This window comes from Microbacterium sp. ZW T2_14 (genome assembly GCF_044987405.1).
Lineage (GTDB): Bacteria > Actinomycetota > Actinomycetes > Actinomycetales > Microbacteriaceae > Microbacterium.
In genome coordinates this window covers 18,510-45,478 of the sequence record NZ_JBJDRK010000008.1, presented here as the reverse complement: position 1 = coordinate 45,478, position 26,969 = coordinate 18,510, and the positions used below count along the sequence as shown (strand labels likewise).

Sequence of the window (26,969 nt, the reverse complement as noted above, 5' to 3'; positions counted from 1 at the left end):
CAGCGGGCCTAGCGTGTGCGCATGCTCGAACGCGCCCGTGAACTGCTGCCGCTGCTGCGGGACGGCGTCGCGGTCGCGGCGGTGACGGTCACCGGGGTGGCCCGGAGCGCACCGCGCGGCGCCGGCGCGACTATGGCCGTGACGGCGGACGGACGCGTGATCGGGTCGATCTCGGGCGGGTGCGTGGAGGGCGACGCGATCCTGCTGGCGCACGGCGCCCGCCGCGACGGCGCACCCCGGACCGCGCGCCTCGGCTTCTCGGACGACGCCGCCCACGCCGCGGGACTCGCCTGCGGCGGGAGCGTGGATGTCGCGGCCTACGCCGTGCGCCCCGAGCCTTCGGTCATCGAGGCGCTCGAGGCGGCCGCGGCGGGCCACGGCATCACCGTCGGCCTCGTGCTCGCCGGGCCGGTCGCGGGCACGATGCTGGACGAGCGCGCACTGCGTTCCGCGATCGCGGGCTCCTCGGAGTCGGCAGGCGCGCTCGACGCCGCCATCCGTGATCGCGACACCGTCGTGCTCACCGGCGCGCTCGACGGCCGCGACGTCCTCGTGCTCTCACACGCTCCGGCATCCCGTCTCATCGTCATCGGCGCCGGCGAGCACGCGGCGGCCCTGTGCCGCGTGGCCACGGCCGCCGGCTTCGCGGTGACCGTGTGCGATGTCTGGGAGACGCTCGTGACGCGCGAGCGGTTCCCTGCCGCCGTCGAGCTGGTCGTCGGACTCCCCCACGAGCACCTCGCCGCGCTCGACGCGTCCGTCGTGGACGACCGGACGGCCGTCTGCGTCCTGACCCATGACGAGCGGCTGGATGTTCCTGCCCTCGCCGCAGCTCTCGCTCTCCCGGTCGGGTTCGTCGGCGCGATGGGAGCCCGGGGCACCGTGGCGCACCGCACGGCGCTGCTGCGCGAGGCCGGCGTCCCGGCGGCAGACATCGCGCGGGTGCGGTCGCCCCTGGGCCTCGACCTCGGCGGGGCGAGCCCCGAGGAGACCGCGATCTCGGTGCTCGCCGAGATCATCGCGACGCGGCACGGTGGATCGGGCCTCCCCCTCAGCACGCGCTCGGGATCGCTCCACCGGCGACGCGCTGCCGCAGCGCCGCATACTGCGGAGTCGCCCTCGGGCGAGGCTCCCTCCAACGAGACGTCGGCGGACGCCACGATCTCCGCAGCCCCTGCGCCGCAGTCCCCTGCCGCCCGCGAGACCTCGGGCTGCAGCATCCGTCTCCCGTCAGGAGCCCCGTGACCCGCACCATCATCGAGAACGCGCACATCGTCACCGTCGACGCCGTCGGCACGGAGCACGCCGGCGGGCACGTCGTCGTCGAGGCGGGACTCATCGCCGCGGTCGGCGCCGGACGCGCTGACGGGCGCTGGCGCGAGGGCGCCGACATCGTGGACGCGCGCGGCTGCCTCGTGACGCCGGGGCTCATCAACACCCACCACCACCTGTACCAGTGGCTGACGCGCGGCTACGCGCAGGACTCGATCCTGTTCGACTGGCTCACGGCGCTGTACCCGCTGTGGGCCCGTATCGACGCGGGACTCACCGGCATAGGCGCCGCGGGCGGGATGGCGGTGCTCGCGCGGTCGGGCTGCACCACGGTCGGCGATCACCACTACGTCTTCCCCCGCGGGTCCGGTGACATCGTCGGCGCGCTCGTCGAGTCGGCGTCGACCATCGGCGTGCGCCTGCACGCGACGCGCGGGTCGATGGACCTCGGGCAGTCGCAGGGCGGGCTCCCGCCGGATTTCGCGGTCGAGACGACGGATGCCGCCCTCCAGGCGTCGCAGGAGGCGGTCGAGCGCTACCACGACCCGTCGTTCGACGCGATGGTGCGGATCGCGATCGCCCCCTGTTCGCCGTTCTCGGTGACGGCCGATCTGTTGCGCGAGGCGGCGCTGCTGGCCCGCTCGCTCGACGTGCGGCTGCACACGCACGCGTCCGAGACGGTCGAGGAGGACGCGTACTGCGCCGAGCACTTCGGCCGGACGCCGACGCAGTACCTCGAAGACCTCGGGTGGCTCGGCGACGACGTGTGGATGGCGCATGGTGTGCACCTCGACGCCGCCGCGATCGAGCGCTACGCCGCGACCGGCACCGGGGTCGCGCACTGCCCGTCGTCGAACGCGCGGCTCGCCGCCGGCATCGCGCCGGTGCGGGCGCTGCTCGACGCCGGCGTCCCGGTCGGGCTCGGGGTCGACGGCTCGGCGTCGAACGAGTCGGGGCAGCTGGGCATCGAGATCCGGGAATCCGTGCTGATGAACCGCCTGCGCACCGGCTCCGAGTCGATGAGCGTCCGCGACGGGCTGCGCATCGCGACGATGGGCGGCGCCCGCGTGCTCGGCAGACAGCACGAGATCGGCTCGCTCGAGCCCGGCAAGCTCGCCGACATCGCCGTGTGGCAGGTCGACCGCATCGAGCACGCCGGCATCCTCGATCCGGTGGCAGCCCTCGGACTCGGGGCACTGCCGCCGCTCAAGCGCCTCTACGTCGGCGGCAGGACGGTGGTCGAGGACGCCACGCTGGTCACCGTGGACGAGGGGCGTCTCGCTCGCGAGGTGGCCGCGGCATCCGTCGCTCTCGCGGAGCGTCTCTGACGGACAGCCCTCGACCAGCGGCACTGCGACCGGGGTGCGGAAGGACGGCGACGGATGCCGCGCCGCGCCGTCCGGCACGCCGGGGGCCCTTCCGTATCGCGCCGGTCGGGGGTATGACCGAAGCAGGAGAGGAGCGGCGATGGATGATTCCCGATCGGGCGGGCGCGAGACGGACACGGCGGCCGCATCGGCCGCAGAGGAGGCTGCTCCCGGTGCGCCCGCGCAGGTGGAGCGCCTCCCGACGTCGGAATGCTGGACGCTGCTCCAGGAGGCGCGACTGGGACGGCTCGCCGTGATCCACGCCGACGGCGCGCCTGACGTCTTCCCCGTGAACTTCACCAGCTACGAGGGCTCGCTCTTCGTGCGCACCGCCCGCGACGCGAAGCTCCTGCACATCGCACAGCATCCGCTGGTCGCGTTCGAGGTCGACGGCGACACAGCGGACTCGCTGTGGAGCGTCGTCGTCCGCGGCCGGGCGGCTCGCGTCACCAGCGACGACGAGCTCCGCCGCAGCGGCGTGCGCGAGCTGGAGTCCTGGAGTCCCACGCGAAAGCTCTTCGCGATCAAGATCACCGCGAGCACCGTGACGGGCCGGCGCTTCCCGAAGCGCTCCGGTCGGGCCGATCCACTGATCCCCTTCGAGGGGCGCGTGCGAGCGGAGGCTCCGCCGGAGCCGCCGCATCGGTCCCGTGGCGACTCGCCGCAGCAGATCCCTCATCACGGGCCGCGCCCCGCCACTGCCCCGCACCCGGTCGATGCCGGCGGCGATCACGACGACTGACGCCTCCTCGCGGCCTCGGCGGCTCGTCGCCGCGGAATCGCCGCGCGCCCGCAATCGGGCGAAACACCGGCGAAACGGCGCATTGCTTGACTGTCGACGAGCGCCCCTCGAGGGGCGACGCCGGCAGTCGCAGTGGAAGGACGCGCGTGGACATCACCTCGGTCACCTCGTACCGCCGGGCGCGCGCGCGGGACGATCTGCGCCTCGTGGCGGGTGAGACGTTCCTCGCCGGCGGCACCTGGCTCATGAGCGAGCAGCAGCCCGGAACGACGGGATTCGTGGACCTGACGACCATGGGATGGCCCGCCCTCGAGATCACCGACCAGGGCCTTCGCATCGGAGCGACGTGCACCATCGCGGACCTCGTCGCATGGGCCGAAGGCCGCGGGGCGCAGGGCGTGCCTGCGGAGTGGGCCGCGGCATCCGTCATTCCGGACGCGGCGAACGCGCTGCTCGCGTCGTTCAAGATCTGGAACACGGCCACTGTCGGCGGCAACGTGTGCCGCTCGTTCGCCGCGGGTGCGATGATCTCGCTCGCCGTCGCCCTGGACGGCACCGCCGAGGTGTGGACCGCGGGGGGCGGGGAGTACACGCTGCCCGTCGCCGACCTCATCACCGGCAACGGAGAGAATTCGCTGCGCCGTGGGGAGGTGCTGCGCGCACTGGAGCTGCCCGCGCACGCGATGCGATCGCGGCTGCTGCTGCGCAAGGTCGCCCTCGCTGAGCATGGACGATCGGGCGCGGTGGTGACCGGGCGGCTCGACGTCGACGGCGGCTGCGTGGTCACGGTGACGGCGGCGACGGAGCGGCCGGTCGTATTCCGATTCCCGCATGTGCCGGATGAGGCGCTCCTTGCCGAGGTCATCGAGGGCGCGCCGGGGTACTACAGCGACCCGCTGGGAGCCGCCGACTGGCGGCGCGCGATGAGCGTCGTGCTGGCCGAACGGATCCGCCGCGAACTGGCCGTCGAGGAGGCTGCGTCATGAGGCTTGAGGTCAACGGCGAGCCGATCGAGGCCCAGCCTCGCGCCGGGCAGTGCCTGCGGACGCTGCTGCGCGAGACCGGCCATCACGAGGTCAAGAAGGGCTGTGACGCCGGAGACTGCGGCGCGTGCGGCGTGATCCTCGACGGCGTGCCGGTGCACTCGTGCATCATCCCGGCGGTGCGTGCCGACGGCGCCTCGGTCACGACGGCGGCGGGGCTGGCACCCGGCGAAGACCTGCACCCGGTGCAGGAGGCGCTCGTCGAGCACTTCGGATTCCAGTGCGGGTTCTGCACTCCCGGGATGGCCGTGACCGCCTCCACGCTGGGTCCCCACGACCTGCCCGACCTCGACCGGCGCATGAAGGGCAACCTGTGCCGGTGCACGGGATACCGGCCGGTGCGAGACGCGATCCACGCGGCGGTGCTCGGCCCGGTGCGCGAGACCGGGCGCGCTTCGGCAGGCTCAGTGACCGGATCGACCGTCCCAGCGACCGGGTCGACCGTCCCCGCGACCGGATCGACCGTCCCTGCGCCCGCACCCCCGGTCCCTGAGCCTGCACCCCCGGTCCCTGCGCCTGTCGAAGGGCACGTCGGGCAGTCCGTGCGGCCCGAGCCCGGCCGCCGCATCGTGCAGGGACTCGAGCCCTTCACGTTCGACACCGACACCGCCGAGGCGCTCGTGCTCCGCGTCGTCGGCTCGCCTCACGCGCACGCCCGCATCGTCTCGATCGACGCGACGGCGGCGCGTGCGGTGCCCGGGGTCGTCGCCGTCTTCACGCACCAGAACGTCACGGGGCGGCGGTTCTCCACCGCGCGGCACGAGCACCGCGAGGACGACCCCGATGACACCCGCATCCTCGACGACGTCGTGCGCTTCGTCGGGCAGCGGGTGGCCGCCATCGTCGCCGAGACGGCCGAGGCCGCCGACGAGGCCTGCCGTCTGATCGCCGTCGAGTACGACGTGCTCGAGGCGGTGTTCGACCCGGAACACGCGCGGCGTCCGGGCGCACCGGTGCTGCACGCCGGCCTGACGGCCGAGGATCGCGTGGCCGAGGCATCCCGCAACGTCCTCTCGACGCTGCACGACGGCATCGGCGGGGATGTCGACGCGGCCCTCGCGGCGAGCGCGGTCACCGTCACGGGCACGTGGCGGACGAGCCGTGTCTCGCACGCGCAGCTCGAGACCCACGGCGCGGTCGGCCGCCTCGACGAGGAGGGCCGGCTCGTCATCCGCTCGAGCACGCAGGTGCCGTTCCTCGTGCGCGACGAGCTGGCGCGGCTGTTCGAGCTGCCCCGCGAGCGTGTCCGGGTCCATGCGGCACGCGTGGGCGGCGGCTTCGGTGGCAAGCAGGAGATGTTCGCCGAAGACCTGGTCGCCCTCGCCGTGCTGCGCACCGGACGCCCGGTGGCGTACGAGTTCACGCGCGCCGACGAGTTCCGGCGCGCCTCCGTGCGGCATCCGTTCCGGGTCGGCGTGACCCTCGGCGCCACGGCGGAGGGCGTCCTCACGGCCATCAGACTCGACGTGCTGAGCGACACCGGCGCCTACGGCAACCACGGCATCGGCGTGATGTTCCACGGCTGCGCCGAGTCGATCAACGTCTACCGCTGCTCGGTGAAGCGCGTGGACGCCGAGGTCGTCTACACGAACAACGTGCCGTCCGGGGCCTTCCGCGGCTACGGGCTCGGCCAGGTGATCCTCGGCGTCGAGTCGGCGATGGACATGCTCGCCGAGCGGCTCGGCATTGATCCGTTCGACCTGCGCCGCCTCAACGCCGTGCGTGCAGGCGACCCGCTTCTCACCGTGCGCGATGAGCACGACGAAGACCTGGTGTGGGGCAGCTACGGCCTGGACCAGTGCCTCGATCTGGCGCAGGGCGCGCTGCGTCGCGGCAACGGCGTGACGGCGCCCGACGGCTGGCTCGTCGGCGAGGGCATGGCGCTGTCGTTCATCGCCGCGATGGCCCCCGGCGGCCACCACGCGCACACGTCGGCGACGCTCCGCACCGACGGCACGATCGCACTCGCAGTGGGAACGGCCGAGTTCGGCAACGGCACGAGCACCGTGATGCGCCAGATCGCGGCGACCGTGCTCGAGGCCACGCCGGAGCGGATCGTGCTGCGCGGCGCCGACACCGATCTCGTCCTGCACGACACCGGAGCGTTCGCCTCGGCCGGCGTCACCGGCGCCGGCAAGGCGCTGACCGCCGCGTGCCGGCAGCTGAAGACGCGCATGCTCGAGTCCGCGCGCCGGATCACCGGCACGGACGCCGTGCGCCTGGCTCCCGGCGGGGTGCAGGCGGGCGGTCGCCTGGTCTCGTACACCGAACTGGTGCGAGCCGCCGTGGCTGCACACCGGACGGCGGAGGGCATCGTCGGCACCGGCAGCGAGCACGGCGACGAGCGGAGCCTGTCGTTCAACGTCCACGCCGTCCGCGTGGCCGTCGATCCGGAGACCGGCACGGTGCGGGTGCTGCAGTCGGTGCAGTCCGCCGACGCGGGGTTCGTGATGAACCCGGCGCAGTGCCGGGGGCAGATCGAGGGCGGTGCCGCGCAGGGCCTGGGCAGCGCGCTCTACGAAGAGGTGCTGATCGACGACACGGGGGCCGTCGCGAATCCTGCGTTCCGCCTGTACCGCGTGCCGCAGTTCGCCGACGTCCCGACCACCGAGGTGCTGCTGGCCGAGACCCACGACTCGGTGGGGCCGTTCGGCGCGAAGTCCATGAGCGAGTCCCCCTACAACCCGGTCGCCGCAGCCGTGGGCAACGCGATCGCACGTGCCGTGGGCCGTCGGCCGTACCACCAGCCGTTCACCCGTGAGCGGGTGTGGCGCCTCGTGAACGACGGCGCCGGGGCGGCGGCATCCGTCCCGGTCGAGGCATCCGTCGGCCGCTGAAGCCGAGCTCCCCGCCGTCGGTTCGGCCACTCGGCGCACCTCGTCACACCCCGGAAACACCGGGGCGCACGAGGCGAAACGTCGAGGTCATAGCGTCGCTCAGATCACATCGCATCAGAAGGGGAGCCACACCCGATGGCACGACACAGCAACCTGACGCGGCCCGGCCGCATCGCGGCCGCAGCAGCTGCATTCCTCACCTCCGCCCTCGTCCTCGCAGGTTGCGCATCCGGGGGCTCCGCGCCCGGTGCGAGCGGCGGTGGCGAAGAGGAGGCCTCGTACGGCGAGATCAGCGTCCAGTACTCGTGGATCAAGAACGAGGAGTTCGCGGGCGAGTTCTACGCCTACGAGAACGGCTACTACGACGAGGCCGGCTTCGACGAGGTGATCGGCATCTCCGGACCCGACACCGGCGTCGCCAAGCTGCTCTCGGGCACCGTCGAGGTCGCCCTCAGCGACGCGGCCTCGATCGGCGCCGCGGTCGCCGAGGAGGAGGCGCCGCTGAAGATCATCGGCACCACCTTCCAGAAGAACCCCTTCACCATCCTGTCCCTCGCCGACGGCGGCAACATCACCACGCCGCAGGACCTCGTGGGCAAGACCATCGGCGTGCAGGACTCCAACGCCTCGGTGTTCGCCGCGCTGCTGAACGCCAACGACATCGACCCGGCCGATGTCACCGTCGTGCCGGTGGACTTCGACCCGACCCCGCTGATGAACGGCGAGGTCGACGGCTTCATGGCCTACCTGACGAACGAGGCCCTCACCGTCGAACTCGCCGGCTACGAAGTCACCAACCTCTCCTACGCCGAGAACGGCGTGCCGTACGTCGCGGAGGCGTTCAGCGTCACCGACCAGTTCCTCGCGGAGAACAAGGACCTGCTCAAGGCGTTTCTGATCGCCGAGATCAAGGGCTGGACCGACGTCTTCCAGGAGTCGACCGATGACACGGTCTCCCTCATCGAGACGTACTACAACGAGGCGGCATCCGAGTCGGAGGACGGCCTGGAGGCCGTCTTCGGCGCCCTCGACCATGTCAAGACCGCCAAGGGTCTCGAGGCCGAGAAGCTGCTGATCTCGACAGACGAGACCGAGGCGAACGGCCTGTTCACGATCTCGGACGAGCTCAAGGAGCAGACCGTCGCGTCGCTCGCCGCGGCCGGCTGGGACGTCTCGGTCGACGACCTGTTCGACACGACGATCATCGACGAGATCTACGAGGAGAACCCCGAGCTCAAGGACTACCTGCCGTAGTCCCCGAGACCGGGCGGCAATCATCATGACCGACACGCACCTGAACAGCACCAGGGCGACGGATGCCGCGGCCGCGGCGTCGCCGGCGGGGGACACCTCGCCGGCGGCGCCCGCCCCGGGCACCGGCATCCGCATCGATGGACTCAGCAAGACGTTCCAGACGGGTCGCGGGCAGAGCGTGACCGCCCTGCAGGACACCCACCTGCACACCGACCAGGGGTCGTTCCTCGCCCTGCTCGGCCCTTCGGGCTGCGGCAAGTCGACCATCCTCCGCATCCTCGCCGACCTCGAGACGCCCACCACCGGCGAGGTGTTCGTCGACGGCAAGACGCCGGCGCAGCTGCGCCGCGACAGCGAACTGGGCATCGCCTTCCAGGACCACGCGCTGCTGCCGTGGCGCAGCGTCGCGGCGAACATCCGGCTGGTCTTCGAGATCGCCGGCCGCCGGGTCGACAAGGCCTACATCGACGAGCTCATCGCCCTCGTCGGCCTCACCGGCTTCGAGAAGGCGAAGCCCGCGCAGCTGTCGGGAGGCATGCGCCAGCGCGTGTCGATCGCGCGCGCCCTCGCCCTCAAGCCCTCGGTCCTGCTGCTCGACGAGCCGTTCGGCGCGCTCGACGACATGACGCGTCAGAACCTCAATCTCGAGCTGCTGCGGATCTGGACCGAGAAGCCGGCCACCACCCTGCTCGTGACGCACGGCGTCTCGGAGGCGATCTTCCTGTCCGACCGTGTCGCGGTGATGTCGCCGCGTCCCGGCCGCATCAAGGAGATCATCGAGGTCGACCTGCCGCATCCGCGCACGCCCGACATGCAGCGCTCCCCCGAGTTCCACCTCCTCGTCGACCGCGCGTCGGAGCTGCTCTTCGGCGCGGACGGCCGCGCCGCCGCGGAGTCCTGATGCGCGGGCGCTCCCTCCCCGGCTGGCTGGCGGGGCTCATCGGCGCGATCGCGCTGATCGCCGCCTGGTGGCTGTTCTCCGTCACCGTCTTCCAGCCGCCGCCGGGCACCACGTTCACGCCGGTGCCGTCGCCGTTCGTCGTGTTCCAGACGATCTGGCAGGACGGGCTGGCCGCGTACTGGAGCGTCTTCCAGGTCACGATCACCGAGGCGCTGATCGGCTACGCGTGGGGCAACGGCATCGCGCTGCTGGTGGCGGCGACGGTGCTGCTGGTGCCGCGCATCGAGACCGTCGTGGTGCAGATCGCCGTCGTCAGCTACTGCCTGCCGGTGGTCGCGGTCGGGGGCATCGCGATCGTGGTGCTGGGCGGCGCGAAGCGCGCCGGCGATCCGAGTGCGACGGCGATCTTCCTCGCCGCTCTCGCCGTCTTCTTCACAACGGTGGTCGGCGCCCTGCTCGGCTTCCGGGCGGCGGACCGCTCGAGCCTCGACGTCGTGCGGGTGTACGGCGGATCGCGGTTCACGCAGCTGCGCAAGGTGCGGCTCATCGCTGCGACACCCGCGATCCTCAACGCGCTGCAGATCGCCGTGCCCTCCGCCTTCCTCGGCGCGATCCTCGGCGAATACATGGGAGGCACCGACCGCGGCGTCGGCATCACCCTGATCCGCCTGCAGGGCGACCTCGACTCGGCGCGCGTCTGGGCGGTGTTCCTGCTCTCGGCGATCGTCGCGCTGATCGGGTACGCGCTGGTCGGCCTGGTCGCGCGAGCGGTCACGCCCTGGGTCTCCGGAAAGGCGGTGGCGGCATGACCGCGACGATTCCTGCCCCCTCCGCGCCGACCACCTCCGTGCCGCGCTCGGCCCGCGCCACCGCGGTCTCGCGCACGGTCGGCCGCTCACTGCTGAACGCCCTGCTCACGTTCGTCATCGTGCTCGCGCTGTGGTGGGCGGTGGTGAACCTCACCGGCATCTCGCCCTACGTCGCCAAGGGCCCCGCCGACGTGTGGGAGTTCTTCTTCACGTCCGACGAGGCCGCCGCGAACCGCGCCGAGATGATGCCGCTGCTGGCACAGACCCTCACCGATGCCGCGATCGGGTTCGTGGTGGGCATGCTCGTGGCCGTCGTCCTCGCCCTGGCCTTCTCGCTGTCGCGGTCGGTCGAGATGGGCGTCATGCCGCTCGCGCTGCTGCTGCGCTCGGTGCCGCTCGTGGCCATCGCCCCGGTCATCATCCTGATCACCGGACGCGGAACCCCGGCATCCGTCGCCGTCATCGGCTCGATCGTCGTCCTGTTCCCCGCGCTCGCCTCGATCATGTTCGGCCTCAGCCGGGCGTCGAAGGAAAGCCTCGACCTCGTCCACGTCTACGGCGGCGGTCGCGCGACGCAGCTGCGCAAGGTGAACGTCCCGGGAGCACTGCCGTCGCTCTTCGCAGCGGCACGGGTCTCGGTGCCGGGTGCGGTGACCGGAGCCCTGCTCGCGGAGTGGCTGTCGACGGGTCAGGGCATCGGCGGGATGATCCAGAAGTTCAGCGCCTCCGCCCGCTTCGACGAGCTGTGGGCGTCGGTCGCGCTCATCACGATCGTGACGCTGCTGCTCTACAACATCGTCCAGGTCGTCGAGAACGTCGTGCTGGCCCGCATGGGCATGCCCACCTCCGGGCGCTGAGCTGCGGCCCGCACCACCGCGCGAACGCGATCCTCCGCCTTCGCGAACGCGAACCAGGGGAATTCCGTCGAACCATAGGGCGATGTCCTCGGGTTCGACGACATTCCCCGGTTTCGCGGAGGGGTGCGGAGCCGCGTCTGGTTCACCGATCGGCGGCGAGCTGCAGCACGGACTCTGCGAGGGCCTGGATGCCGCGGGCGACGTCGCCGGCCGACACCGCCTCGTCGGGGTGATGACTGATGCCGTCGGGGTTCCGGAGGAACAGCATGCCGACGTCGGTGATCGCGCCGATGGCCATGCCGTCGTGTCCCGCGGGGCTGAACAGGACGGCAGGCTCGCCGGCACCGTCGCCCGGGAGCGTCGACAGGATGCCTTCGCGCACGACATCCTGCAGCAGGGGCGCGCAGAACACGGCGGGTGCGCTGTGCACCTCGTGGGCCCGCCACCGCAGGCCCCGGCGCCCCATGATCGCGTCGAGTTCGCGTTCGATCGAGAGCCACACGCGATCCCGCTCACCGTCGAACTCGCCCCGGAGATCGAGCGACAGCCGCGCCTCGCCGGGCACGACGTTGACCGCCCCCGGGAATGCCTCGAGCTGACCGACGGTGCCGATGATGTGATGCTCGGCGCGGCAGAGGCGCTCGACGGCGAGCGCCGCCTCGGAGGCGCCGAGCAGCGCGTCGCGCCGCATGTCGTAGGGCGTCCCGCCCGCGTGGCGCGCCTCGCCCTCGATGGTGAGCTGGAAGCGCCGCGCCGACGCGATCGACGACACCACCGCGAGCGACTCGCCGCGGCGGTCGAGCTGAGGGCCCTGCTCGATGTGGACCTCCAGGTACCCCACGAGCTCGGCGGGCCGACGCGCCGCCTCGCCCACGCGTCCGGGGTCGAGCCCGAACTCCAGGAAGGCCTCGCGCAGGCTCGTGCCGTCGGCATCCGTCAGCGTCCACCATTCGTCGTCCCACGTCCCCGCGACGGCCGACGAGCCGAGCAGCGCCTTGCCGAAGCGGGTGCCCTCCTCGTCCGAGAACGCGATCACCTCGAGTGCGAACGGCAGGCCGGTGCGGGCCGGCCCGTCGCCGGGTGCCCGCAGCAGGCGCGCGACCTCGAGGGCCATCAGCACGCCGACGATCCCGTCGAAGCGTCCCGCGTCGGGCACGGTGTCGAGGTGCGAGCCGAGCAGCAGTGCCGGCGCATCGACATCGCCCGACGCCGGCGCGATCCGCCCGAGCTGATTGCCCGCGGCGTCCTGGCTCGTCGCCATCCCCACCTCGCGCATCCACTCCGCGGCGAGCCGGTTCACCCGTGCGTGCTCGGGCGACAGGTACACGCGCTCGATCCCGCGGCTCGTCGCCGACACGCGCGCGAGCTCGTCGCACCGCGCCATCACGCGACGCGCCGCCGCGGCGATGCGGTCGCGGTCGACCGCGAGCAGGGCCATCGTCAGGAGCTCCGGAAGACGTCGGCCGCGGCATCCGTCCCGCCACCGGCCGGCACCGACGCGCCGAACCGCCGCAGCACCGCCTCAAGGGCGGCGAGCGTCGTCAGCACGGCGTCCTCGCGGGCGTTGTAGCCCATGGTGCCGATGCGCCAGACCCGGCCGTGAAGGGGCCCGAAGGAGGTGCCGATCTCGATGCCGAAGTCCTCGAGCATGACCCGGCGGGCCTCATCGCCCGGCACGCCGGACGGGATCTCGACGGCGACCACGTTGTTCATCTTGTGGGCGAGGTCGCCGAACACCTCCAGGCCCAGGGCCTGGACGCCGGCCAGCATCGCCGCCCCGGCGACGCGATGACGCTCGATGACGGCATCCCGCCCCTCGATCAGCAGCACCCGCGCGCACTCGCGGGCGGCGTACAGCATCGACGTCGCCTCGGTGTGGTGGTTGAGGCGCCGCGGACCCCAGTAGTCGAGGATCATGCCGAGATCGAAGTAGTTCGAGCGCACGAAATCGGCCGCCGAGACGTCGTCGGCCTCGCGGATGCCCGCCTCGACCCGCGTGCGCGACCGCACCACCTCGACGGCGCGGTCCGACAGGGTGAGCGGCGACGACCCCGACGGGCCGCCGAGGCATTTCTGCAGACCGGCGGTGGCGGCATCCAGCCCCCAGGCGTCAGCCTCGAACGGATTGCCGCCGAGCGTCGCCGTCGCGTCGGTGTAGAACAGCACGCCGTGCCGTGCGCAGATCGCGCCGATCTCGTCGAGCGGCTGGTTCATCGTGGTCGACGTGTCGCCCTGCACCAGCGCGAGGAGCGTGGGCTTCACCCGCACGATCGCCTCTTCGATGACCGACACCGGGAAGACCTGACCCCAGGCCGTCTCGATCGTGTGCACCTCGGCCATGGCACGCTCGGCGATCTCGGCGAGCAGATGGCCGAAGCGGCCGAACACCGGCACCAGCACGCGGTCGCCCGGGCGCACGAGCGACACGATCGCGGCCTCGATGCCGGCGCGCGAGGTTCCGTCGATCAGCAGGGTCGCCTCGTTGCCCGTGGCCCAGACACCGCAGTAGAGCTCCTGCGTCTCGGTCATGGTCGCGGTCATGAACGGGTCGTACTGCCCGACGAGGGGCGCCGACATCGCACGCAGCACACTCGGATAGGCCGAGATCGGACCGGGGCCCATCAGGAGCCGTGCGGGCGGGTCGATCGGTCCGGGAAGGTCGGTCATGGCGTGACTCCAGAAGCTGAGACGGCCGCGGCGAGGCGCCGCGCGAGGCGCACGAGCGCGATGTCGGTGCCCTCGCGCGAGACGAGGCAGAGCCCGACCGGCGCGGGGCCGAGGACGGAGGGCACCGTGAGGAGCGGCACCGACAGGGCGGGCAGTCCCGCGACGGCGGCCGGCGTCGTCATGCGGAGCGTGGCCAGGCGCACGGCGTCGATGCCCTCACCGCTCTGGCCGCGTGCCGGCGCCGGGCCGGGCACGGTCGGCAGGAGCAGCACCGAGGACTGCACCAGCTCCCGCACACGGTCACGCAGCGGCGCAAGAAGGGCGCGAGCGGATGCCTCGTCCTCGGCGGTGACGGCGGAAGCGGCGGCGAGCCGCTCGGCCACAGCCGGACCGACGGCGCCAGGATGCTCGCGCACCCACCTGCCGTTGTTGCGCCAGGCTTCGGCGGCCTGCACGGTGCGGAAGGGCACGAGGTAGGCGTCGAGGTCGCCGAGCGATGCGCGCGACACGGCGGGACCATCGGGTGCGGCGGCGAGTCGAGCCAGCAGCGACGCGACGGCGTCGCGCGTGGCCGGCTCGGCTGCGGCGAGCGCCTCGTCGGGCACGACGAAGCGCCACGGCAGGTCGGCGCCGGACTCGCCCCAGCGTCCGCGGCCGGATTCCGCTGCCGGCTCTCCGTCGGGCTCGGCGCCCTCGCTCGCCGACGACGCACCGTCGTAGCTGAGGCACCAGTCCACGACGCGCTGCAGCGTGTCGCCGTCGCGCGTGAGCCACCCGACGGTGTCGAAGGACTGCGCGAGCGGGAGGAGGCCCTGACGCGGCACGAGGCCATGCGTCGTGCGGAGTCCCCACAGCCCCTGATACGAGGCCGGCACCCGCACCGACCCGGCGGTGTCGGTCGCCAATCCGATGTCGGCCTGGCCGGTGGCCACGGCGCTCGCCGGCCCGCTCGACGAGCCGCCGGGAAGAGCCCCGGGCAGCGCGCCGTTCGGCGGGGTGCCGTAGTGCACGTTGTCGCCCGCGATCGAGTAGGCGAACTCGTCGGTGCGGGCGATGCCGCGCACGGATGCCCCGCCGCGGAGCAGATCGCTGACCGCCGGGGCGGTGGTGGTCTCGGGGCGCGCGGAGTCCAGGAAGGCCGGGTTGCCGGCGCCGATGCGATAGCCCTTGATCGCGAAGAGATCCTTGACCGCGATCGTGAGCCCCGTCAGCGCTCCCTCCCACGCGCCCTGCCACAGCGGGTCGCCGACCGTGCGCCAGACGGTGCGGTCCAGCGGCTGCGGGCGCGGCGAGACGTGGGCCGCGGTGATCCGCCACGCCCCGTCGATGCGCTGCCAGACCTGCGTCTGCAGGCCTCGGCCTCCGCCGGCGTAGCGCGAGACGGAGACGAGGAGCGCGGCATCCGTCCCCAGCGCCCGGTGCTCGATGCGCTCGATCGACCGCGGCGCGACGCCGCCGCGCGTACCGCGGAAGGCCGATATCGCGTGGTGCCCGACGAGGAGGCCCGCGCTGTCACCGCGGAGCGTATCGGGACCGGGCGCGAACGTCTCGTCGAGCACGGCGACATCGTCGGCGACGATCGCCGTCTCGTACCGCTCGAACGCGGCGAGCAGGTCGCCTGGCACCGACTCGGCACCGGGTACGACGGTCCCCCGCGTGGGCTCAGCCACGATCCGCCCCCGCGAAGTCCGCCTCGCGGATGCGCGCGTGCACCCCGCACACGATGTCGACCACCTGCGAGATGTCGAAGTCGGTCGCCGCCGAGAGGTACGCGTAGGCGAGGTGCTCGTCCATGCCGTAGCGCGCCTGCAGCAGCGAGAGCGCCGCGCGCACGCAGTTGCGCATCGCGATGTTCAGATCGGGGTCGAGTCCGGTGGGCACCAGATAGCCGCCCGCGCGGGCGAGGGGGCCGGCCACCTCGCCGAACTCGGCGAGCGCGGTCGCGCGTGGCACCACCTCGAAGCGCAGCGTGGCACGCAGGGATGCCTCGAGCGCGGTCAGCGCCACCTCGCCGTCACCCTGCGCGAAGTGCGGGTCGCCGACGTACGCGAGCGCCCCGGGCACCTGCACCGGGAGGTACAGCACCGCACCCTCGGTGAGGAGGTTGATGTCGATGTTGCCACCGTGCGCGCCGGGCGGAACCGAGTGCGGCCGCTCCGCGCCGGCCACCGCGACGCCCATCGTGCCGAGAAAGGGGGCGAGCGGGAACTCGACGACGCGCTGCCCGCCCTCGGTCACGGGCAGGAGACCCACGAGCCCCGACGCGCGCTCTTCCACCGGGGTGAAGACGCTCACGTTCGCCGCACCCCGGGGCAGCTCGCCCACGAGGGCGCCCTTGCCGTGACGGTTCGAGATCACGCCGTACGGCACGCGGGGAACGAGCCGCTCCACCGTGATCTTCAGCAGGTCCCCGGGCTCGGCGCCCTCGACGAAGACGGGGCCCGTGACGACGTGCGGCCCGTCGGCGGCGGGGTCGCGCGACAGGGTCGCGGCGATCTCGATCGCATCGTCGAGGACGGATGCCGAAGCCACGCCGTGACCCGTGAAGAAGGCCAGCGGGTCCTTGCCCTGATCCTCGAGGATGCCTTCGTGGCTGACGGTGTCGAACGTCACGGTGTCACCCGGCGCGATCGTCAGCACCGCGGCATCCGTCCCGCACGGCAGCCTGCCCCACATCACGGTGTCCGGCGCGGCCGGCACGTAGTGATCGCCCGGGATCAGCCCGGTGCCGCGCTGCAGCACCGGCGGCGCGGTCGGGCTGGTCGGCGTCTGCCGGTTCGTTCCCGGCGCGTCTGCCGGCAGGCCCGCGTTGCCGGCACCATCGCCGCGGGCCGCCGCCCGCAGCAGGCGGCCGCGCGGTTCACCGCGGAACCGCGGCGCCTCGCCAGGGCCGCCCGCCGTGACGTCGAACACCGACTCGCCGTGCAGCCACGTGCGGCGGATGCGGCCGGTCAGCACGCGTCGGTCGTACGCGGTGATCGGGTTCTTGTGCAGCAGCCGCGCGGCGTCGATCGCGAAGGGGTCGTCGACGCCGAACACCGTCAGGTGCGCGGGCGCACCGACCTCGATGGTCCCGACGTCGTCGAGCCCGGCGACCCGGGCCGGCCCGGTCGTGTAGAGCGGCAGGATCGTCTCGAGCGGGATGCCGCGGCTCCGCGCCTCGGTCCACACCGCCGCGAGACCCACCTGAAGTCCGGAGATCCCGCCCCACGCCAGGCCGAAGTCACCGCCGCCGGAGCGCTTCAGGTCGACGGTCGAGGGCGAGTGGTCGCTCACGATCGCGTCGATCGTGCCGTCGACGATGCCCTCCCAGAGCAGGTCGCGGTTCGCCGCCTCGCGGATCGGCGGGCAGCATTTGAACTCGCTCGCGCCGTCGGGGATCTCCTCGGCGGCGATCGTCAGGTAGTGCGGGCACGTCTCGACCGTGAGCGCGACCCCCTCGGCCTTGGCCGCCCGGATCGCGGGCAGTGAGTGGGCGTCGCTCAGGTGCAGGATGTGGGCGCGGGCGCCGGTGCGCCGGGCGGCGTCGATCACGGCGTCGATGGCGGATGCCTCGCTCCGGGCGGGCCTCGACGCCAGGAACGCGCCGTACTCACGGCCGAGCGCACCGTGGTCGTGCAGCAGCGCCGGGTCCTCGGCGTGCACGATCAGCCGCGAGCCGAGGGCCGCGATCTCGGTCATCGCGGCGAGCAGCTGCGCACGGTCGAGGTGGCCGAACTCGTCGACGCCCGACGGGGAGAGGAAGCACTTGAACCCGAACACTCCGGCCTCGTGCAGGGGCGCGAGGGCGCCCAGGTTCTCGGGCACCGCCCCGCCCCAGAAGCCGATGTCGATGAACGCCGACGGCCCGGCCGTTGCACGCTTGACCTCGAGCCCCTCCGGCGTGGTGGTCGGCGGCAGAGAGTTCAGCGGCATGTCGACGATGGTCGTGACGCCGCCCGCGGCGGCCGCGAGAGTGGCCGATCGGAAGCCCTCCCACTCGGTGCGGCCCGGCTCGTTCACGTGCACGTGCGAGTCGACGAGTCCCGGGAGGAGCACCGCGTCGTCGGGCACGAGCACCGTGCGTGCGCCGGTGACATGCGCCCGCACATCGACGATCCGGGCGATGATCCCTCGCTCGACGACGACCGCGGCCGGCCGGAACGACCCTCCGATCCAGGTGCGCTGGGCGCGGATGACCGAACGCCCGCGTGTCATCGCGTCTCGATCCCCGGCCGGTGCGGGGTGGCGGGAGAGGTCATGGGCGATCTCCAGAGGGTGTCGATGAACGGATGCCGCGGCGCAGGGGTGCGGCATCCGTAAAGCTATTGCTTAATATCGCCGCGCGGGTTTCTCCCGTGTAACACCCTCGTGACTAGGGCTCGGCGCCGGCATCGCCCCCGGCGCCGACGGCTGCGCCGGTGCCCGGCCCGGTGAGCGTGAGCCAGATCGCGACGGCCGGTTCGGCCGTGTCGTTGAGGACGCGGTGGGGGCGCGACGCCGGGAACGAGAGCGACCCGCCCGGGCCCAGCCGCACCTTTCCGTCGGCGAACTCGAAGGTCAGCTCGCCCCGGGCGACCCATCCGCTCTCGTACCCCGCGTGTACGAGCATCGTGCCGTCGATGCTCGACGACGAGCCGGGCGGATACGTCGACTCGAACCAGTCGACTCCCGGCAGCGACGCCGGCGAGAGCCGCCGATACGTGACCCCCTCGGCCAGTTCGGCAGGCGACATCCCTTCGGCATACGCGACGAGCACGCCCGGCAGCTGCTCGGTGACGTCGGCGCGATCGTCCTGCGGTCGCGGGGCGAAGACGCCGGGGTCGTCGAAGATCGCCGACACCGGCACGCGGAGCACCCCTACGAGCTCGATCAGCCGGTTGACGGAGGGCTGCATGACCCCCGTCTCGATCTGCGACAGGGCACTCGACGAGATCCCCAGCTCGTGCGCGACGGACGACAGCGACCGCCCCGTGGCGATCCGGAGCGTGCGCAGGCGCGGTCCTATCTGCGTGGGCACCTCACCCATGGGCGGTCTCCTGACTCCGGCTGCCGGCCGGGCTGTGCGCCACATCGTATGACGCCGGCGACGATGGCCGAGACCCCGCGCGGCGGGCGGCGGGGCCGATCGGGGCGTTAAGCGATCACTTAACACGCTCGTTACACGGCCTTCACGCCCCGCGCGAACGGGCGTCCTTGAATGGGGCCAGTCCCACACACAGCATCCCCCGCCCTCCGTCGCCGGAGCCCATCCAGGAGTCCCATCCATGCGCCCCCACTCTCATCGCACCCTCACCCAGCGCCTCGCCGGCGCTGCCGCCCTCGCCACCGCCGCAGTCCTCGCACTCGCCGGCTGCAGCGGCTCCTCGTCCGCCGCCGACGCGTCGTCGGGCGGCTCGTCGAGCGAGGAGACCGTCACGGTCAAGATCGGCACGCTCCGCGGCCAGCCGCACTTCTACCAGCCGTTCCTCTACAACGACCACGCCGTCGACGGCGTCGAGTTCGAGGTCGTCACGCTCGACACCACGCCGGCGCTCTCGGACGCCCTCGTGTCGGGATCGATCGATTTCGCCATCTCGGGCGTCACGCCGACGATCGCCTCCATCTCGCAGGACCGCGACCTGAAGGTCGTCGCCAGCGCCGCCGACGGCGGCTCGGGCTTCATCGGCAACGGCGAGTCGTCGCTCGACGAGCTCGTCGGCGAGAAGATCGGCATCGTCCAGGGCTCGGCGCAGGAGGTCGCCCTGCGGCTGCTGATCGAGGACGCCGGCCTCACCCCCGAGGACTTCGCCCTCACCGTCATTCCGGTGCCCGAGATGGCTTCCGCCTTCGCGGCCGGCGACATCGCGGCATTCATGGGCGTCGAGATCGGCGTCTCCATCGCGAAGGCGAACGGCGGCACCGAGGTCGTCGACCCGTACTCGACGCCCATCGGCAAGGTCAACATCGGTCTCATCACCACCGGCGCACTGATCGAGGAGAACCCCGAGCTCGTGCAGAAGGTCGTCGACACCCACGCCGCCACCACCGAGTACATGGCCGACAACATCGACGAGTGGCTGCCGGGCATGGTCGAGGAGTTCGGCGGCGATGAGGAGGTCTTCGCCTCCGCGCTCGAGAACTTCTGGCTGCGTTCCGACCTGTCCGACGAGTACGTCGGCCAGCTCGAGGCGCTCGCCTCCGCGATGGCCGACATCGGCCTCATCACGGACGCACCCACGGGCGAGGACATCGTCGATACGACGTTCGCCCCGTGACGTCAGGCGGTGGCGGCGGGCCCCGCGCCGCCACCGCCCTCCCCTCACCGCACCGCTTCACCGCACCGCACCACCGCCGGATCCGGCATCCGCTCGAAAGGAGGTCATCGTGGCCCAGGCCATCGTGACCGACCTCGCCCCCGCTCCCTCGCCTGCGCCGCGCCCCCGGCCCCGACCGTTCGCCCGCGGCTCCGCACTGAACCGCGTGCTGCTCGGCAGCATCGTGCCGATCCTGTTCCTCGTCCTCTGGCAGGTCGGACGCGAGCAGGCGTGGGAGATCCCCGTCGTCGGCATCCGCATGGGGTTCCTGCCCTCTCCCGCCGAGGTCGTCGCATCGCTCTGGGACTACGCCTTCGGCGGCGTCCACGACGACGCCTTCTCGGGCGACCTGTGGGTCAACCTCGGCACGTCCTCGCTGCGCGTGCTCGTCGGGTTCACCATCGCGTCGACGATCGCCGTGCCCCTCGGCATCCTGATGGGCCGCTACTACACGATGGACGCGCTCTTCGATCCGTTCATCAACCTCTTCCGCCCCATTCCCGCGACCGCCTGGGTGCCGCTCGTCGGCCTCCTGATCGGGTGGGGTGACCAGGCCACGATCTTCCTCATCGCGCTGTCGGCGTTCTTCCCGATCGTCCTCGGCGCCATCAGCGGCTCCAAAGAGGTCCCGCCGCGCCTCATCGAGGCCGGACGGATGCTGGGAGCCCGCCGCTGGGAGGTGCTGGCCCAGGTCGTCGTCCCGGCCTCCGCACCGGCTGTCGTCAACGGCATGCGGGTGGGTCTCGGGATCGCCTGGGTCGTGCTCGTCCTCGGCGAGGGGGTCGGGGTGAGCGTCGGCCTCGGCGCCAACATCATCCTCGCCCGCGACGTGGTGCGCACCGACATGGTGGTCGTCGGCATGATGGTCGTCGGCGTCGCCGGCTTCCTCTCCGACCGCATCCTCATGGGCGCGTTCCGGCTGTTCACCCGCGGCCGCCCGCTGATCAAGTGACAGGACCCGCCATGAGCGACACCACCATCACCACCGCCGAGGTCGACATCAGCGACCTCTCCAAGCGCTACGGCCCGGAGGGTGCCGGCGTACTGGCCGTCGCCGACGTCGACCTGCACATCGCCTCGGGCGAGTTCGTGGCGATCGTCGGCGCCTCCGGCTGCGGCAAGAGCACCGTGCTGCGCATCCTCGCCGGCTTCGAAGCGGCGACCGGCGGCACGGTGACCGTCGGTGGCGCGCCGATCACCGCGCCCGGCCCCGAACGGGGTGTCGTGTTCCAGGACTACGGGCTGTTCCCCTGGCTCACCGTCCACGAGAACGTCGCCTACGGTCCGCGCCGGCGTCGGCTGCCTCGTGCGCGGGTGCGAGAGCTGACCGAGCGGTTCATCCGCACCGTCGGTCTCACCCGCTTCGCCGACAAGTACCCCGGCCAGCTCTCGGGAGGCATGCAGCAGCGCGTCGCCATCGCGCGCGTGCTCGCGAACGAGCCCACGGTCCTGCTGATGGACGAGCCGTTCGGCGCCCTCGACGCGCTCACCCGGTCTGACCTCCAGACGGAGCTCAAGCGCATCCACATCGAGACGAAGACGACCGTGGTGTTCGTCACCCACTCGATCGAAGAGGCCGTCTTCCTCGCCGACCGCGTCGTCGTGATGACCGGCGGCGCCTCGCACGGAGTGCCCGGTCACATCAGCCGCGTCGTCACCATCGACCTGCCCGGCGAGCGCGACATCACGAGTCCGGACTTCAACGAGTACAAGCGCGAGATCTCCGACCTCGTGCACGCGGTGGCCGGTCATGTGTGAGTGGGCCACCGGCATGGCCGGCGCGTCAGGTGTGGGAGGGCGGCGATGAACATCGACGACTTCGACGCGCTCGACACCGAGGCGGCCCGTGCCGGCGTCGCGGTGTGGGCCGCGATCCCGTCATGGGTGGATGCCGTCGTCGACGGCAGGCCGTACCGCGACGTCGATGAGCTGGCGACCGCCGCAGCATCCGCCGCCCGCGACTGGACGCGCGCCGATCTCGACGCCGCCCTCGCGCATCACCCCCGGATCGGCGCCCGCGTCACCGGTGCGGATGCCGGGGCCGCGGCATCCCGTCGCGAACAGGCCTCGATGACGGATGCCGCCGACGACGTCGCCGCGCGGATCGCCGACGGCAACGCCGCCTACGAGGCGCGCTTCGGTCGCGTGTTCCTCATCCGCGCTGCGGGCCGCTCGCCCGAGGAGATGCTCGCGGAGCTCGAGCGCCGGCTCGCGAACGACGACGAGACCGAGGCGCGCGAAGCCCTGAGCCAGCTCGCGGAGATCGCCCTGCTGCGCCTGCGGGCCACCGTGACGCAAGGATGAACGCATGAGCAGCCACCTCACCACCCACGTCCTCGACGCGTCGAGCGGAACCCCCGCCGAGAACGTCGTCGTGTCCCTCGCCCGGCACCTGCCCGGCGGCGGCACCTCCGGCGTCGCCCAGGGATTCACCGACGCCGACGGACGGGCCGCCCTCGGCCCCGAGCGTCTCGAGCCCGGCATGTATGCGCTCACCTTCGGCACCGGGGCGTGGTTCGCCGACCGCGGCATCGCGTCGTTCTATCCGCTCGTCACCGTGACCTTCACCGTCGAAGACACCGACCGGCATTACCACGTGCCGCTGCTCCTCAGCCCGTTCGCGTATTCGACCTACAGAGGGAGCTAGTCATGGTCTCGGTGAGCCTCGGCGCCAACAAGTACGGCAAGGCGGAGAACCGCGTCGTGCGGATCTACCGTGACACGCCCCGCCACGAGATCGTCGACCTGAGCGTCACCTCGCAGCTGCGGGGAGCGGCGCTGGCGAGCTCGTTCCTCGAGGGCGACAACGCGATGATCGTCGCCACCGACACCCAGAAGAACACCGCGTTCGCCTTCGCGAAGGAGCACGGCATCCCCTCTCCCGAGGAGTACCTGCTGAAGCTCGGCGACCACTTCGTGTCGGCGTTCGACTGGATCGAGGGCGGCCTCTGGCAGGCCGAGCAGTACGAGTGGGAGCGCATCGTCGTCGACGGAGTTCCGCACGACCACTCGTTCGTGCGGCGAGGCCAGGGCACCCGGCTCGCCACCGTGCAGAAGATCGACGGCGCGACTCATGTCACCGGCGGCGTCAAGGACCTGACCGTGCTGAAGTCGACCGGGTCGGAGTTCTCGGGGTTCCCGCGCGACCGGTACACGACCCTCCCCGAGGCGACCGACCGCATCATGGCGACCTCGGTCACGGGGCGGTGGCGGTTCCTCCCCGACGCCGTCGCCGCCGGCATCGACTACAACGGCCTGTACGCCGAAGTGGTCGGCGTGCTGCTGTCGACCTTCGCGACCGTGCACTCGCTCGCGCTGCAGCAGACGCTGTTCGAGATGGGCAAGGCCGCCATCGAGGCACGCCCCGAGATCGCCGAGGTGCGCTTCGCGATGCCGAACAAGCACCACTTCGCGTACGACCTGTCGCCGTTCGGGCTCGAGAACCCCAACGAGGTCTTCTACGCCGCTGACCGCCCGTACGGCCTCATCGAGGGCACGGTCGTGCGAGACGGAGCGGATGCCGCGCCCGGCGCGTGGGTGGACCTGCCGGCCTTCGTATGACCCGCCGCCGCTCGCCGGCGCGATGCGGCTCGTCTCGGTCGCCGGCGCTTCTACTCCGGTCGTTGAGCGAGCGAGGAACGAGCGAGACGAAACGCCCCGCACCCGGGAAGGGGCCGATGCGCCGGTGACCGCTGGGCCGCTGCGGTACGTCTGACCCGCCGCGTTTCGTCTCGGTCGCTCGCGCTCCCTCGCTCAACGACCGGGGTCGGTGTTCCGGCGTGCCAGCCGTTGAGCGAGCGAGAGTCCGTGTTCCGGTCGTTGAGCGAGCGAGGAACGAGCGAGACGAAACGCCCCGCACCCGGCGCAGACCTTCGGCTCGAAGACGAGGTCAGGCGGTGAAGACCGTGTGCACGTCGCCGACGACCTCGCGGCCGCCGAGGGCCGTGAGCTCCATGAGCACGGCCGTGCCCACGACCACGCCGCCCAGCTCGGAGACGAGCTGATGCGCCGCGACAAGGGTGCCGCCGGTGGCCAGCACATCGTCGACCAGGAGCACGCGGCTACCCGCGACGTCGTCGTGGGCCTCGATCGTCGCGGTGCCGTACTCCAGCGCGTAGGTGACGGATGCCGCGGGCACCGGCAGCTTGCCCGCCTTGCGGATCGGCACCAGGCCCGCGCCGGCCTCCATCGCCGCCGCGCCGGCGAGCAGGAATCCCCGCGCCTCGACGCCGGCGACGACGTCGAACGACCCCTCGAACGGCGCGATCATCGCGTGGACGACGGTGCGGAGCGCCCGGGCATCCGCCAGCAGGGGCGTGATGTCGCGGAACAGCACCCCCGGCTCCGGGTAGTCGGGGATCGTGCGGATCAGGGATTCGGCGCGCGTGAGGGCTTCGGAGAGCACCCGCCCACCCTACGCCCGGCCTCCCGCCTCACCCCGTCGCCCGAATTCGGGGATCTGCCCGGGATCGGACCCCTGCCTCGAAAACGCCCGAGCGCCGGCAGATCCCCGAGTCCCAGCATCCGCTCGATCTCGGAGTTCTGCCGAGATACGGACGGAGGCGAGAACTCGACGTTCCCACCCCGCCTCACCCCGCGGCCCGAATTCGGCGATCTGCCCGGGATCGGACCCCTGCCTCGAAAACGCCCGAGCGCCGGCAGATCCCCGAGTCCCAGCATCCGCTCGATCTCGGAGTTCTGCCGAGATACGGACGAGGCGAGAACCCCCGACATTCACACCCGGCCTCATCCAGGGGCCCGAATTCGGCGATCTGCCCGCGATCGGACCCCTGCCTCGAAAACGCCCGAGTGCCGGCAGATCCCCGAGTCCCAGCATCCGCTCGATCTCGGAGTTCTGCCGAGATGCGGACGAGGGGGCGGGAGAACTCCGACATTCGGCAGTTGGCCGATAACGAGCGGATGCCGCAACCCGGCCACGTCGCCCACGTGCGCCGACGTCGTTCCTCAACTGAGGACACCGCATGGTTCCTCAACTGAGGAACTTGGCGGGAATGAGGGACGAGGCACCGCGAGTCGGTCCTCATCTCGGCTCTCGTCCTCAATTGAGGACGCAAACCGGGCGCCGCAGGTCTCGGCTCGTCCTCAACTGAGGACGCAAACCGGGTGCCGCAGGTCTCGGCTCTCGTCCTCAACTGAGGACGCAACCCGGGCGCCGCAGGGCTGATCCTCGATCGAGGATGGGACCACGGATGCCGCAACCGCCGCGCGAGGCACTGTAAGCGCTTGCAGTACACTGGCCGCATGACTTCCGCAGAGACCGCTGAGCGCACGGACGCGTTCCTCGCCCCCATCGGCGGCGAGTGGTGGCGCACCGCCGTCATCTATCAGATCTACCCCCGTTCCTTCGCTGACGCGTCGGGCGACGGCATCGGCGACCTGCCCGGCATCACGTCGCGCCTCGACGACCTGAAGAGCCTCGGCATCGACGCGATCTGGCTGAGCCCCTTCCAGCGGTCGCCGCAGAAGGACGCCGGCTACGACGTCAGCGACTACTGCGACGTCGACCCGCTGTTCGGCACGCTGGCCGACTTCGACACGATGCTCGCCGGAGCCCATGACCGCGGCATCCGTGTCATCGTCGACCTGGTTCCGAACCACTCGTCCGACCAGCACGAGTGGTTCCAGCAGGCGCTCGTCGCCGCTCCCGGCAGCGCCGAGCGTGCGCGCTACATGTTCCGCGACGGACAGGGCGCGCACGGCGAGCTTCCCCCGAACAACTGGGAGTCGGTCTTCGGTGGCCCCGCGTGGACGCGCGTCGTCGAGCCCGACGGTCGGCTCGGCCAGTGGTACCTGCACCTCTTCGACTCGTCGCAGCCCGACTTCGACTGGTCCAACGAAGAGGTCCGCGAGGAGTTCCGCCGCATCCTCCGCTTCTGGCTCGACCGCGGCGTCGACGGCTTCCGCGTCGACGTCGCCCACGGTCTGATCAAGGCAGAAGGCCTCCCCGACTACATCCCCGACCCCGAGGCCGGCTCGATGGGCGGCGAAGAGGAGAACGTGCCCTACTGGGGCCAGGATGCCGTGCACGAGGTCTACCGCGACTGGCGGAAGATCCTCGAGGAGTACCAGGGCGACCGGGCCCTCGCCGCCGAGGCGTGGCTGCCGACCGCCGAGCGGACCGCGCAGTGGGTGCGCTCCGACGAGATGCACCAGGCCTTCAACTTCCCGTACCTCTCGACCGAGTGGAACGCCGCCGACCTGCGCAAGGTCATCGACGTGTCGCTGAAGGCGTTCCCGGGCGTCGGCGCGCCGAGCACGTGGGTGCTGTCCAACCACGACGTCGTGCGCCACGCCACGCGGCTCGCGCTCACCGCCGAGAACCCCCAGGGGCACGGCATCGGTCCCGACTCACCCGGACAGCCCATCCCCGAGGTCGGTCTCGCCCGCGCCCGTGCGGCCACGACGCTGATGCTCGCACTTCCCGGCTCTGCGTACCTCTACCAGGGTGAGGAGCTCGGGCTGCCCGAGGTCATCGACATCCCCGGCGACGCCCGCCAGGACCCGACCTGGTTCCGCACGAACGGCGAGCGGTACGGCCGCGACGGCTGCCGCGTGCCGATCCCGTGGAACGCGGATGCCCCGGCCTACGGCTTCAACGACAGCGGTGCGTCGTGGCTCCCTCAGCCTGCCGAGTGGGCGACGCTCGCCCGCGACGCGCAGTCGGGCGTCGAGGGATCGACGCTCGAGCTGTACCGCACGCTGCTCGCAGAGCGCCGCGCGCGGTCGCTCGGTGCCGGCTCGCTCGAGTGGGTCGACGGATACGGAACGGATGCCGTGGCATTCCGCAACGGGAATGTCACCGTGGTCGCGAACACCGGTTCCACGCCGATCGCCTTGCCGGACGGTAACGTGATCGCGTCGAGCGGTCCGCTGACCGCCGGCAGGCTCCCCGCCGACACGACGGTCTGGGTGGCCACCGCCTGA

22 protein-coding genes and 1 pseudogene are annotated in these 26,969 nt (G+C 71.8%); 16 read left to right on the top strand and 7 right to left on the bottom strand.

The genetic code is table 11. From position 1 onward, the window contains the following. Positions 1-21: 21 nt before the first annotated feature. The 9 genes from ACI3KY_RS04505 to ACI3KY_RS04465 all read left to right on the top strand — a co-directional run bounded on the left by ACI3KY_RS04505 (position 22) and on the right by ACI3KY_RS04465 (position 11,082). Positions 22-1,245 carry an XdhC family protein gene (locus tag ACI3KY_RS04505; RefSeq protein ID WP_404929010.1) on the top strand — a complete coding sequence of 408 codons (1,224 nt, stop codon included), beginning with the start codon at positions 22-24 and terminating at the stop codon, positions 1,243-1,245. Next, the gene (locus ACI3KY_RS04500; RefSeq protein ID WP_404929009.1) at positions 1,242-2,600 is read left to right on the top strand and encodes an 8-oxoguanine deaminase; all 1,359 of its coding nucleotides are present in this window, start codon (positions 1,242-1,244) and stop codon (positions 2,598-2,600) included. The genes ACI3KY_RS04505 and ACI3KY_RS04500 overlap by 4 nt, the downstream gene beginning before the upstream one ends. 139 nt (positions 2,601-2,739) lie before the next feature. Beyond that, positions 2,740-3,381, top strand: coding sequence for a pyridoxamine 5'-phosphate oxidase family protein (locus ACI3KY_RS04495; RefSeq protein WP_404929008.1), 642 nt, complete (start codon positions 2,740-2,742; stop codon positions 3,379-3,381). A 146-nt stretch (positions 3,382-3,527) separates the two neighbouring features. After that, positions 3,528-4,367, top strand: coding sequence for an FAD binding domain-containing protein (locus ACI3KY_RS04490; RefSeq protein WP_404929007.1), 840 nt, complete (start codon positions 3,528-3,530; stop codon positions 4,365-4,367). After that, on the top strand, positions 4,364-7,261 hold the full coding sequence (locus ACI3KY_RS04485; protein ID WP_404929006.1) for a molybdopterin-dependent oxidoreductase: 2,898 nt from the start codon (positions 4,364-4,366) through the stop codon (positions 7,259-7,261). Before ACI3KY_RS04490 ends, ACI3KY_RS04485 begins: the two co-directional genes overlap by 4 nt. A gap of 135 nt (positions 7,262-7,396) precedes the next feature. Beyond that, complete coding sequence (locus tag ACI3KY_RS04480) at positions 7,397-8,515, top strand: ABC transporter substrate-binding protein (RefSeq protein WP_404929005.1); 1,119 nt, start codon at positions 7,397-7,399, stop codon at positions 8,513-8,515. A gap of 25 nt (positions 8,516-8,540) precedes the next feature. Beyond that, positions 8,541-9,416 carry an ABC transporter ATP-binding protein gene (locus tag ACI3KY_RS04475; protein ID WP_404929004.1) on the top strand — a complete coding sequence of 292 codons (876 nt, stop codon included), beginning with the start codon at positions 8,541-8,543 and terminating at the stop codon, positions 9,414-9,416. Then, positions 9,416-10,225, top strand: coding sequence for an ABC transporter permease (locus ACI3KY_RS04470; RefSeq protein ID WP_404929003.1), 810 nt, complete (start codon positions 9,416-9,418; stop codon positions 10,223-10,225). Before ACI3KY_RS04475 ends, ACI3KY_RS04470 begins: the two co-directional genes overlap by 1 nt. After that, on the top strand, positions 10,222-11,082 hold the full coding sequence (locus ACI3KY_RS04465; protein WP_404929002.1) for an ABC transporter permease: 861 nt from the start codon (positions 10,222-10,224) through the stop codon (positions 11,080-11,082). Before ACI3KY_RS04470 ends, ACI3KY_RS04465 begins: the two co-directional genes overlap by 4 nt. 142 nt (positions 11,083-11,224) lie before the next feature. Here ACI3KY_RS04465 and ACI3KY_RS04460 read toward each other — a convergent pair whose 3' ends face one another. From ACI3KY_RS04460 to ACI3KY_RS04435, 6 genes and pseudogenes are all read right to left on the bottom strand, one after another. Then, complete coding sequence (locus ACI3KY_RS04460) at positions 11,225-12,520, bottom strand: Zn-dependent hydrolase (protein WP_404929001.1); 1,296 nt, start codon at positions 12,518-12,520, stop codon at positions 11,225-11,227. Between the two features lie 2 nt (positions 12,521-12,522). Continuing rightward, the gene (locus ACI3KY_RS04455; protein WP_404929000.1) at positions 12,523-13,749 is read right to left on the bottom strand and encodes a pyridoxal-phosphate-dependent aminotransferase family protein; all 1,227 of its coding nucleotides are present in this window, start codon (positions 13,747-13,749) and stop codon (positions 12,523-12,525) included. Beyond that, positions 13,746-15,419, bottom strand: coding sequence for an AtzH-like domain-containing protein (locus tag ACI3KY_RS04450; RefSeq protein ID WP_404928999.1), 1,674 nt, complete (start codon positions 15,417-15,419; stop codon positions 13,746-13,748). The genes ACI3KY_RS04455 and ACI3KY_RS04450 overlap by 4 nt, the downstream gene beginning before the upstream one ends. After that, a complete protein-coding gene (locus tag ACI3KY_RS04445; RefSeq protein WP_404929058.1) occupies positions 15,412-16,491 on the bottom strand; it encodes an acetamidase/formamidase family protein in 1,080 nt (359 codons plus the stop codon). The genes ACI3KY_RS04450 and ACI3KY_RS04445 overlap by 8 nt, the downstream gene beginning before the upstream one ends. A 147-nt stretch (positions 16,492-16,638) precedes the next feature. Further along, positions 16,639-17,946: pseudogene (allB, locus tag ACI3KY_RS04440) on the bottom strand (allantoinase AllB); the annotation flags it as partial. A 157-nt stretch (positions 17,947-18,103) separates the two neighbouring features. Beyond that, positions 18,104-18,757 (bottom strand): helix-turn-helix domain-containing protein, encoded by a 654-nt coding sequence (locus tag ACI3KY_RS04435; RefSeq protein ID WP_404928998.1) that lies wholly within the window; start codon positions 18,755-18,757, stop codon positions 18,104-18,106. Positions 18,758-18,995: 238 nt separating this feature from the next. On the opposite strand from ACI3KY_RS04435, the gene ACI3KY_RS04430 reads away from it, so the two are divergent. The 6 genes from ACI3KY_RS04430 to pucL all read left to right on the top strand — a co-directional run bounded on the left by ACI3KY_RS04430 (position 18,996) and on the right by pucL (position 23,585). Then, positions 18,996-19,985 carry an ABC transporter substrate-binding protein gene (locus ACI3KY_RS04430; RefSeq protein WP_404928997.1) on the top strand — a complete coding sequence of 330 codons (990 nt, stop codon included), beginning with the start codon at positions 18,996-18,998 and terminating at the stop codon, positions 19,983-19,985. 109 nt (positions 19,986-20,094) lie between these two features. Beyond that, on the top strand, positions 20,095-20,976 hold the full coding sequence (locus tag ACI3KY_RS04425; protein ID WP_404928996.1) for an ABC transporter permease: 882 nt from the start codon (positions 20,095-20,097) through the stop codon (positions 20,974-20,976). Positions 20,977-20,987: 11 nt separating this feature from the next. Continuing rightward, positions 20,988-21,782, top strand: coding sequence for an ABC transporter ATP-binding protein (locus tag ACI3KY_RS04420; RefSeq protein ID WP_404928995.1), 795 nt, complete (start codon positions 20,988-20,990; stop codon positions 21,780-21,782). A 45-nt stretch (positions 21,783-21,827) separates the two neighbouring features. Then, positions 21,828-22,328 (top strand): 2-oxo-4-hydroxy-4-carboxy-5-ureidoimidazoline decarboxylase, encoded by a 501-nt coding sequence (uraD, locus tag ACI3KY_RS04415; protein ID WP_404928994.1) that lies wholly within the window; start codon positions 21,828-21,830, stop codon positions 22,326-22,328. A 4-nt stretch (positions 22,329-22,332) separates the two neighbouring features. Beyond that, the gene (gene uraH / locus ACI3KY_RS04410) at positions 22,333-22,671 is read left to right on the top strand and encodes a hydroxyisourate hydrolase (protein WP_404928993.1); all 339 of its coding nucleotides are present in this window, start codon (positions 22,333-22,335) and stop codon (positions 22,669-22,671) included. A gap of 2 nt (positions 22,672-22,673) precedes the next feature. Beyond that, positions 22,674-23,585, top strand: a complete 912-nt coding sequence (gene pucL / locus ACI3KY_RS04405; RefSeq protein ID WP_404928992.1) for a factor-independent urate hydroxylase — start codon at positions 22,674-22,676, stop codon at positions 23,583-23,585. A 328-nt stretch (positions 23,586-23,913) separates the two neighbouring features. Here the strand turns inward: pucL and ACI3KY_RS04400 are convergent, their stop codons facing one another. Continuing rightward, positions 23,914-24,429 carry an adenine phosphoribosyltransferase gene (locus ACI3KY_RS04400; protein WP_404928991.1) on the bottom strand — a complete coding sequence of 172 codons (516 nt, stop codon included), beginning with the start codon at positions 24,427-24,429 and terminating at the stop codon, positions 23,914-23,916. 857 nt (positions 24,430-25,286) lie between these two features. Here ACI3KY_RS04400 and ACI3KY_RS04395 point away from each other — a divergent pair. Further along, on the top strand, positions 25,287-26,969 hold the full coding sequence (locus tag ACI3KY_RS04395; protein ID WP_404928990.1) for an alpha-amylase family glycosyl hydrolase: 1,683 nt from the start codon (positions 25,287-25,289) through the stop codon (positions 26,967-26,969).

Bases quoted from the DNA above. Each gene is read 5' to 3' on its own strand.
- ACI3KY_RS04505 (WP_404929010.1), top strand. From the start codon at position 22: ATGCTCGAACGCGCCCGTGAACTGCTGCCGCTGCTGCGGGACGGCGTC.
- ACI3KY_RS04495 (WP_404929008.1), top strand. From the start codon at position 2,740: ATGGATGATTCCCGATCGGGCGGGCGCGAGACGGACACGGCGGCCGCA.
- ACI3KY_RS04485 (WP_404929006.1), top strand. From the start codon at position 4,364: ATGAGGCTTGAGGTCAACGGCGAGCCGATCGAGGCCCAGCCTCGCGCC.
- ACI3KY_RS04480 (WP_404929005.1), top strand. From the start codon at position 7,397: ATGGCACGACACAGCAACCTGACGCGGCCCGGCCGCATCGCGGCCGCA.
- ACI3KY_RS04475 (WP_404929004.1), top strand. From the start codon at position 8,541: ATGACCGACACGCACCTGAACAGCACCAGGGCGACGGATGCCGCGGCC.
- ACI3KY_RS04470 (WP_404929003.1), top strand. From the start codon at position 9,416: ATGCGCGGGCGCTCCCTCCCCGGCTGGCTGGCGGGGCTCATCGGCGCG.
- ACI3KY_RS04465 (WP_404929002.1), top strand. From the start codon at position 10,222: ATGACCGCGACGATTCCTGCCCCCTCCGCGCCGACCACCTCCGTGCCG.
- ACI3KY_RS04460 (WP_404929001.1), bottom strand. From the start codon at position 12,520: ATGGCCCTGCTCGCGGTCGACCGCGACCGCATCGCCGCGGCGGCGCGT.
- ACI3KY_RS04455 (WP_404929000.1), bottom strand. From the start codon at position 13,749: ATGACCGACCTTCCCGGACCGATCGACCCGCCCGCACGGCTCCTGATG.
- ACI3KY_RS04435 (WP_404928998.1), bottom strand. From the start codon at position 18,757: ATGGGTGAGGTGCCCACGCAGATAGGACCGCGCCTGCGCACGCTCCGG.
- ACI3KY_RS04430 (WP_404928997.1), top strand. From the start codon at position 18,996: ATGCGCCCCCACTCTCATCGCACCCTCACCCAGCGCCTCGCCGGCGCT.
- ACI3KY_RS04420 (WP_404928995.1), top strand. From the start codon at position 20,988: ATGAGCGACACCACCATCACCACCGCCGAGGTCGACATCAGCGACCTC.
- uraD (WP_404928994.1), top strand. From the start codon at position 21,828: ATGAACATCGACGACTTCGACGCGCTCGACACCGAGGCGGCCCGTGCC.
- uraH (WP_404928993.1), top strand. From the start codon at position 22,333: ATGAGCAGCCACCTCACCACCCACGTCCTCGACGCGTCGAGCGGAACC.
- pucL (WP_404928992.1), top strand. From the start codon at position 22,674: ATGGTCTCGGTGAGCCTCGGCGCCAACAAGTACGGCAAGGCGGAGAAC.
- ACI3KY_RS04395 (WP_404928990.1), top strand. From the start codon at position 25,287: ATGACTTCCGCAGAGACCGCTGAGCGCACGGACGCGTTCCTCGCCCCC.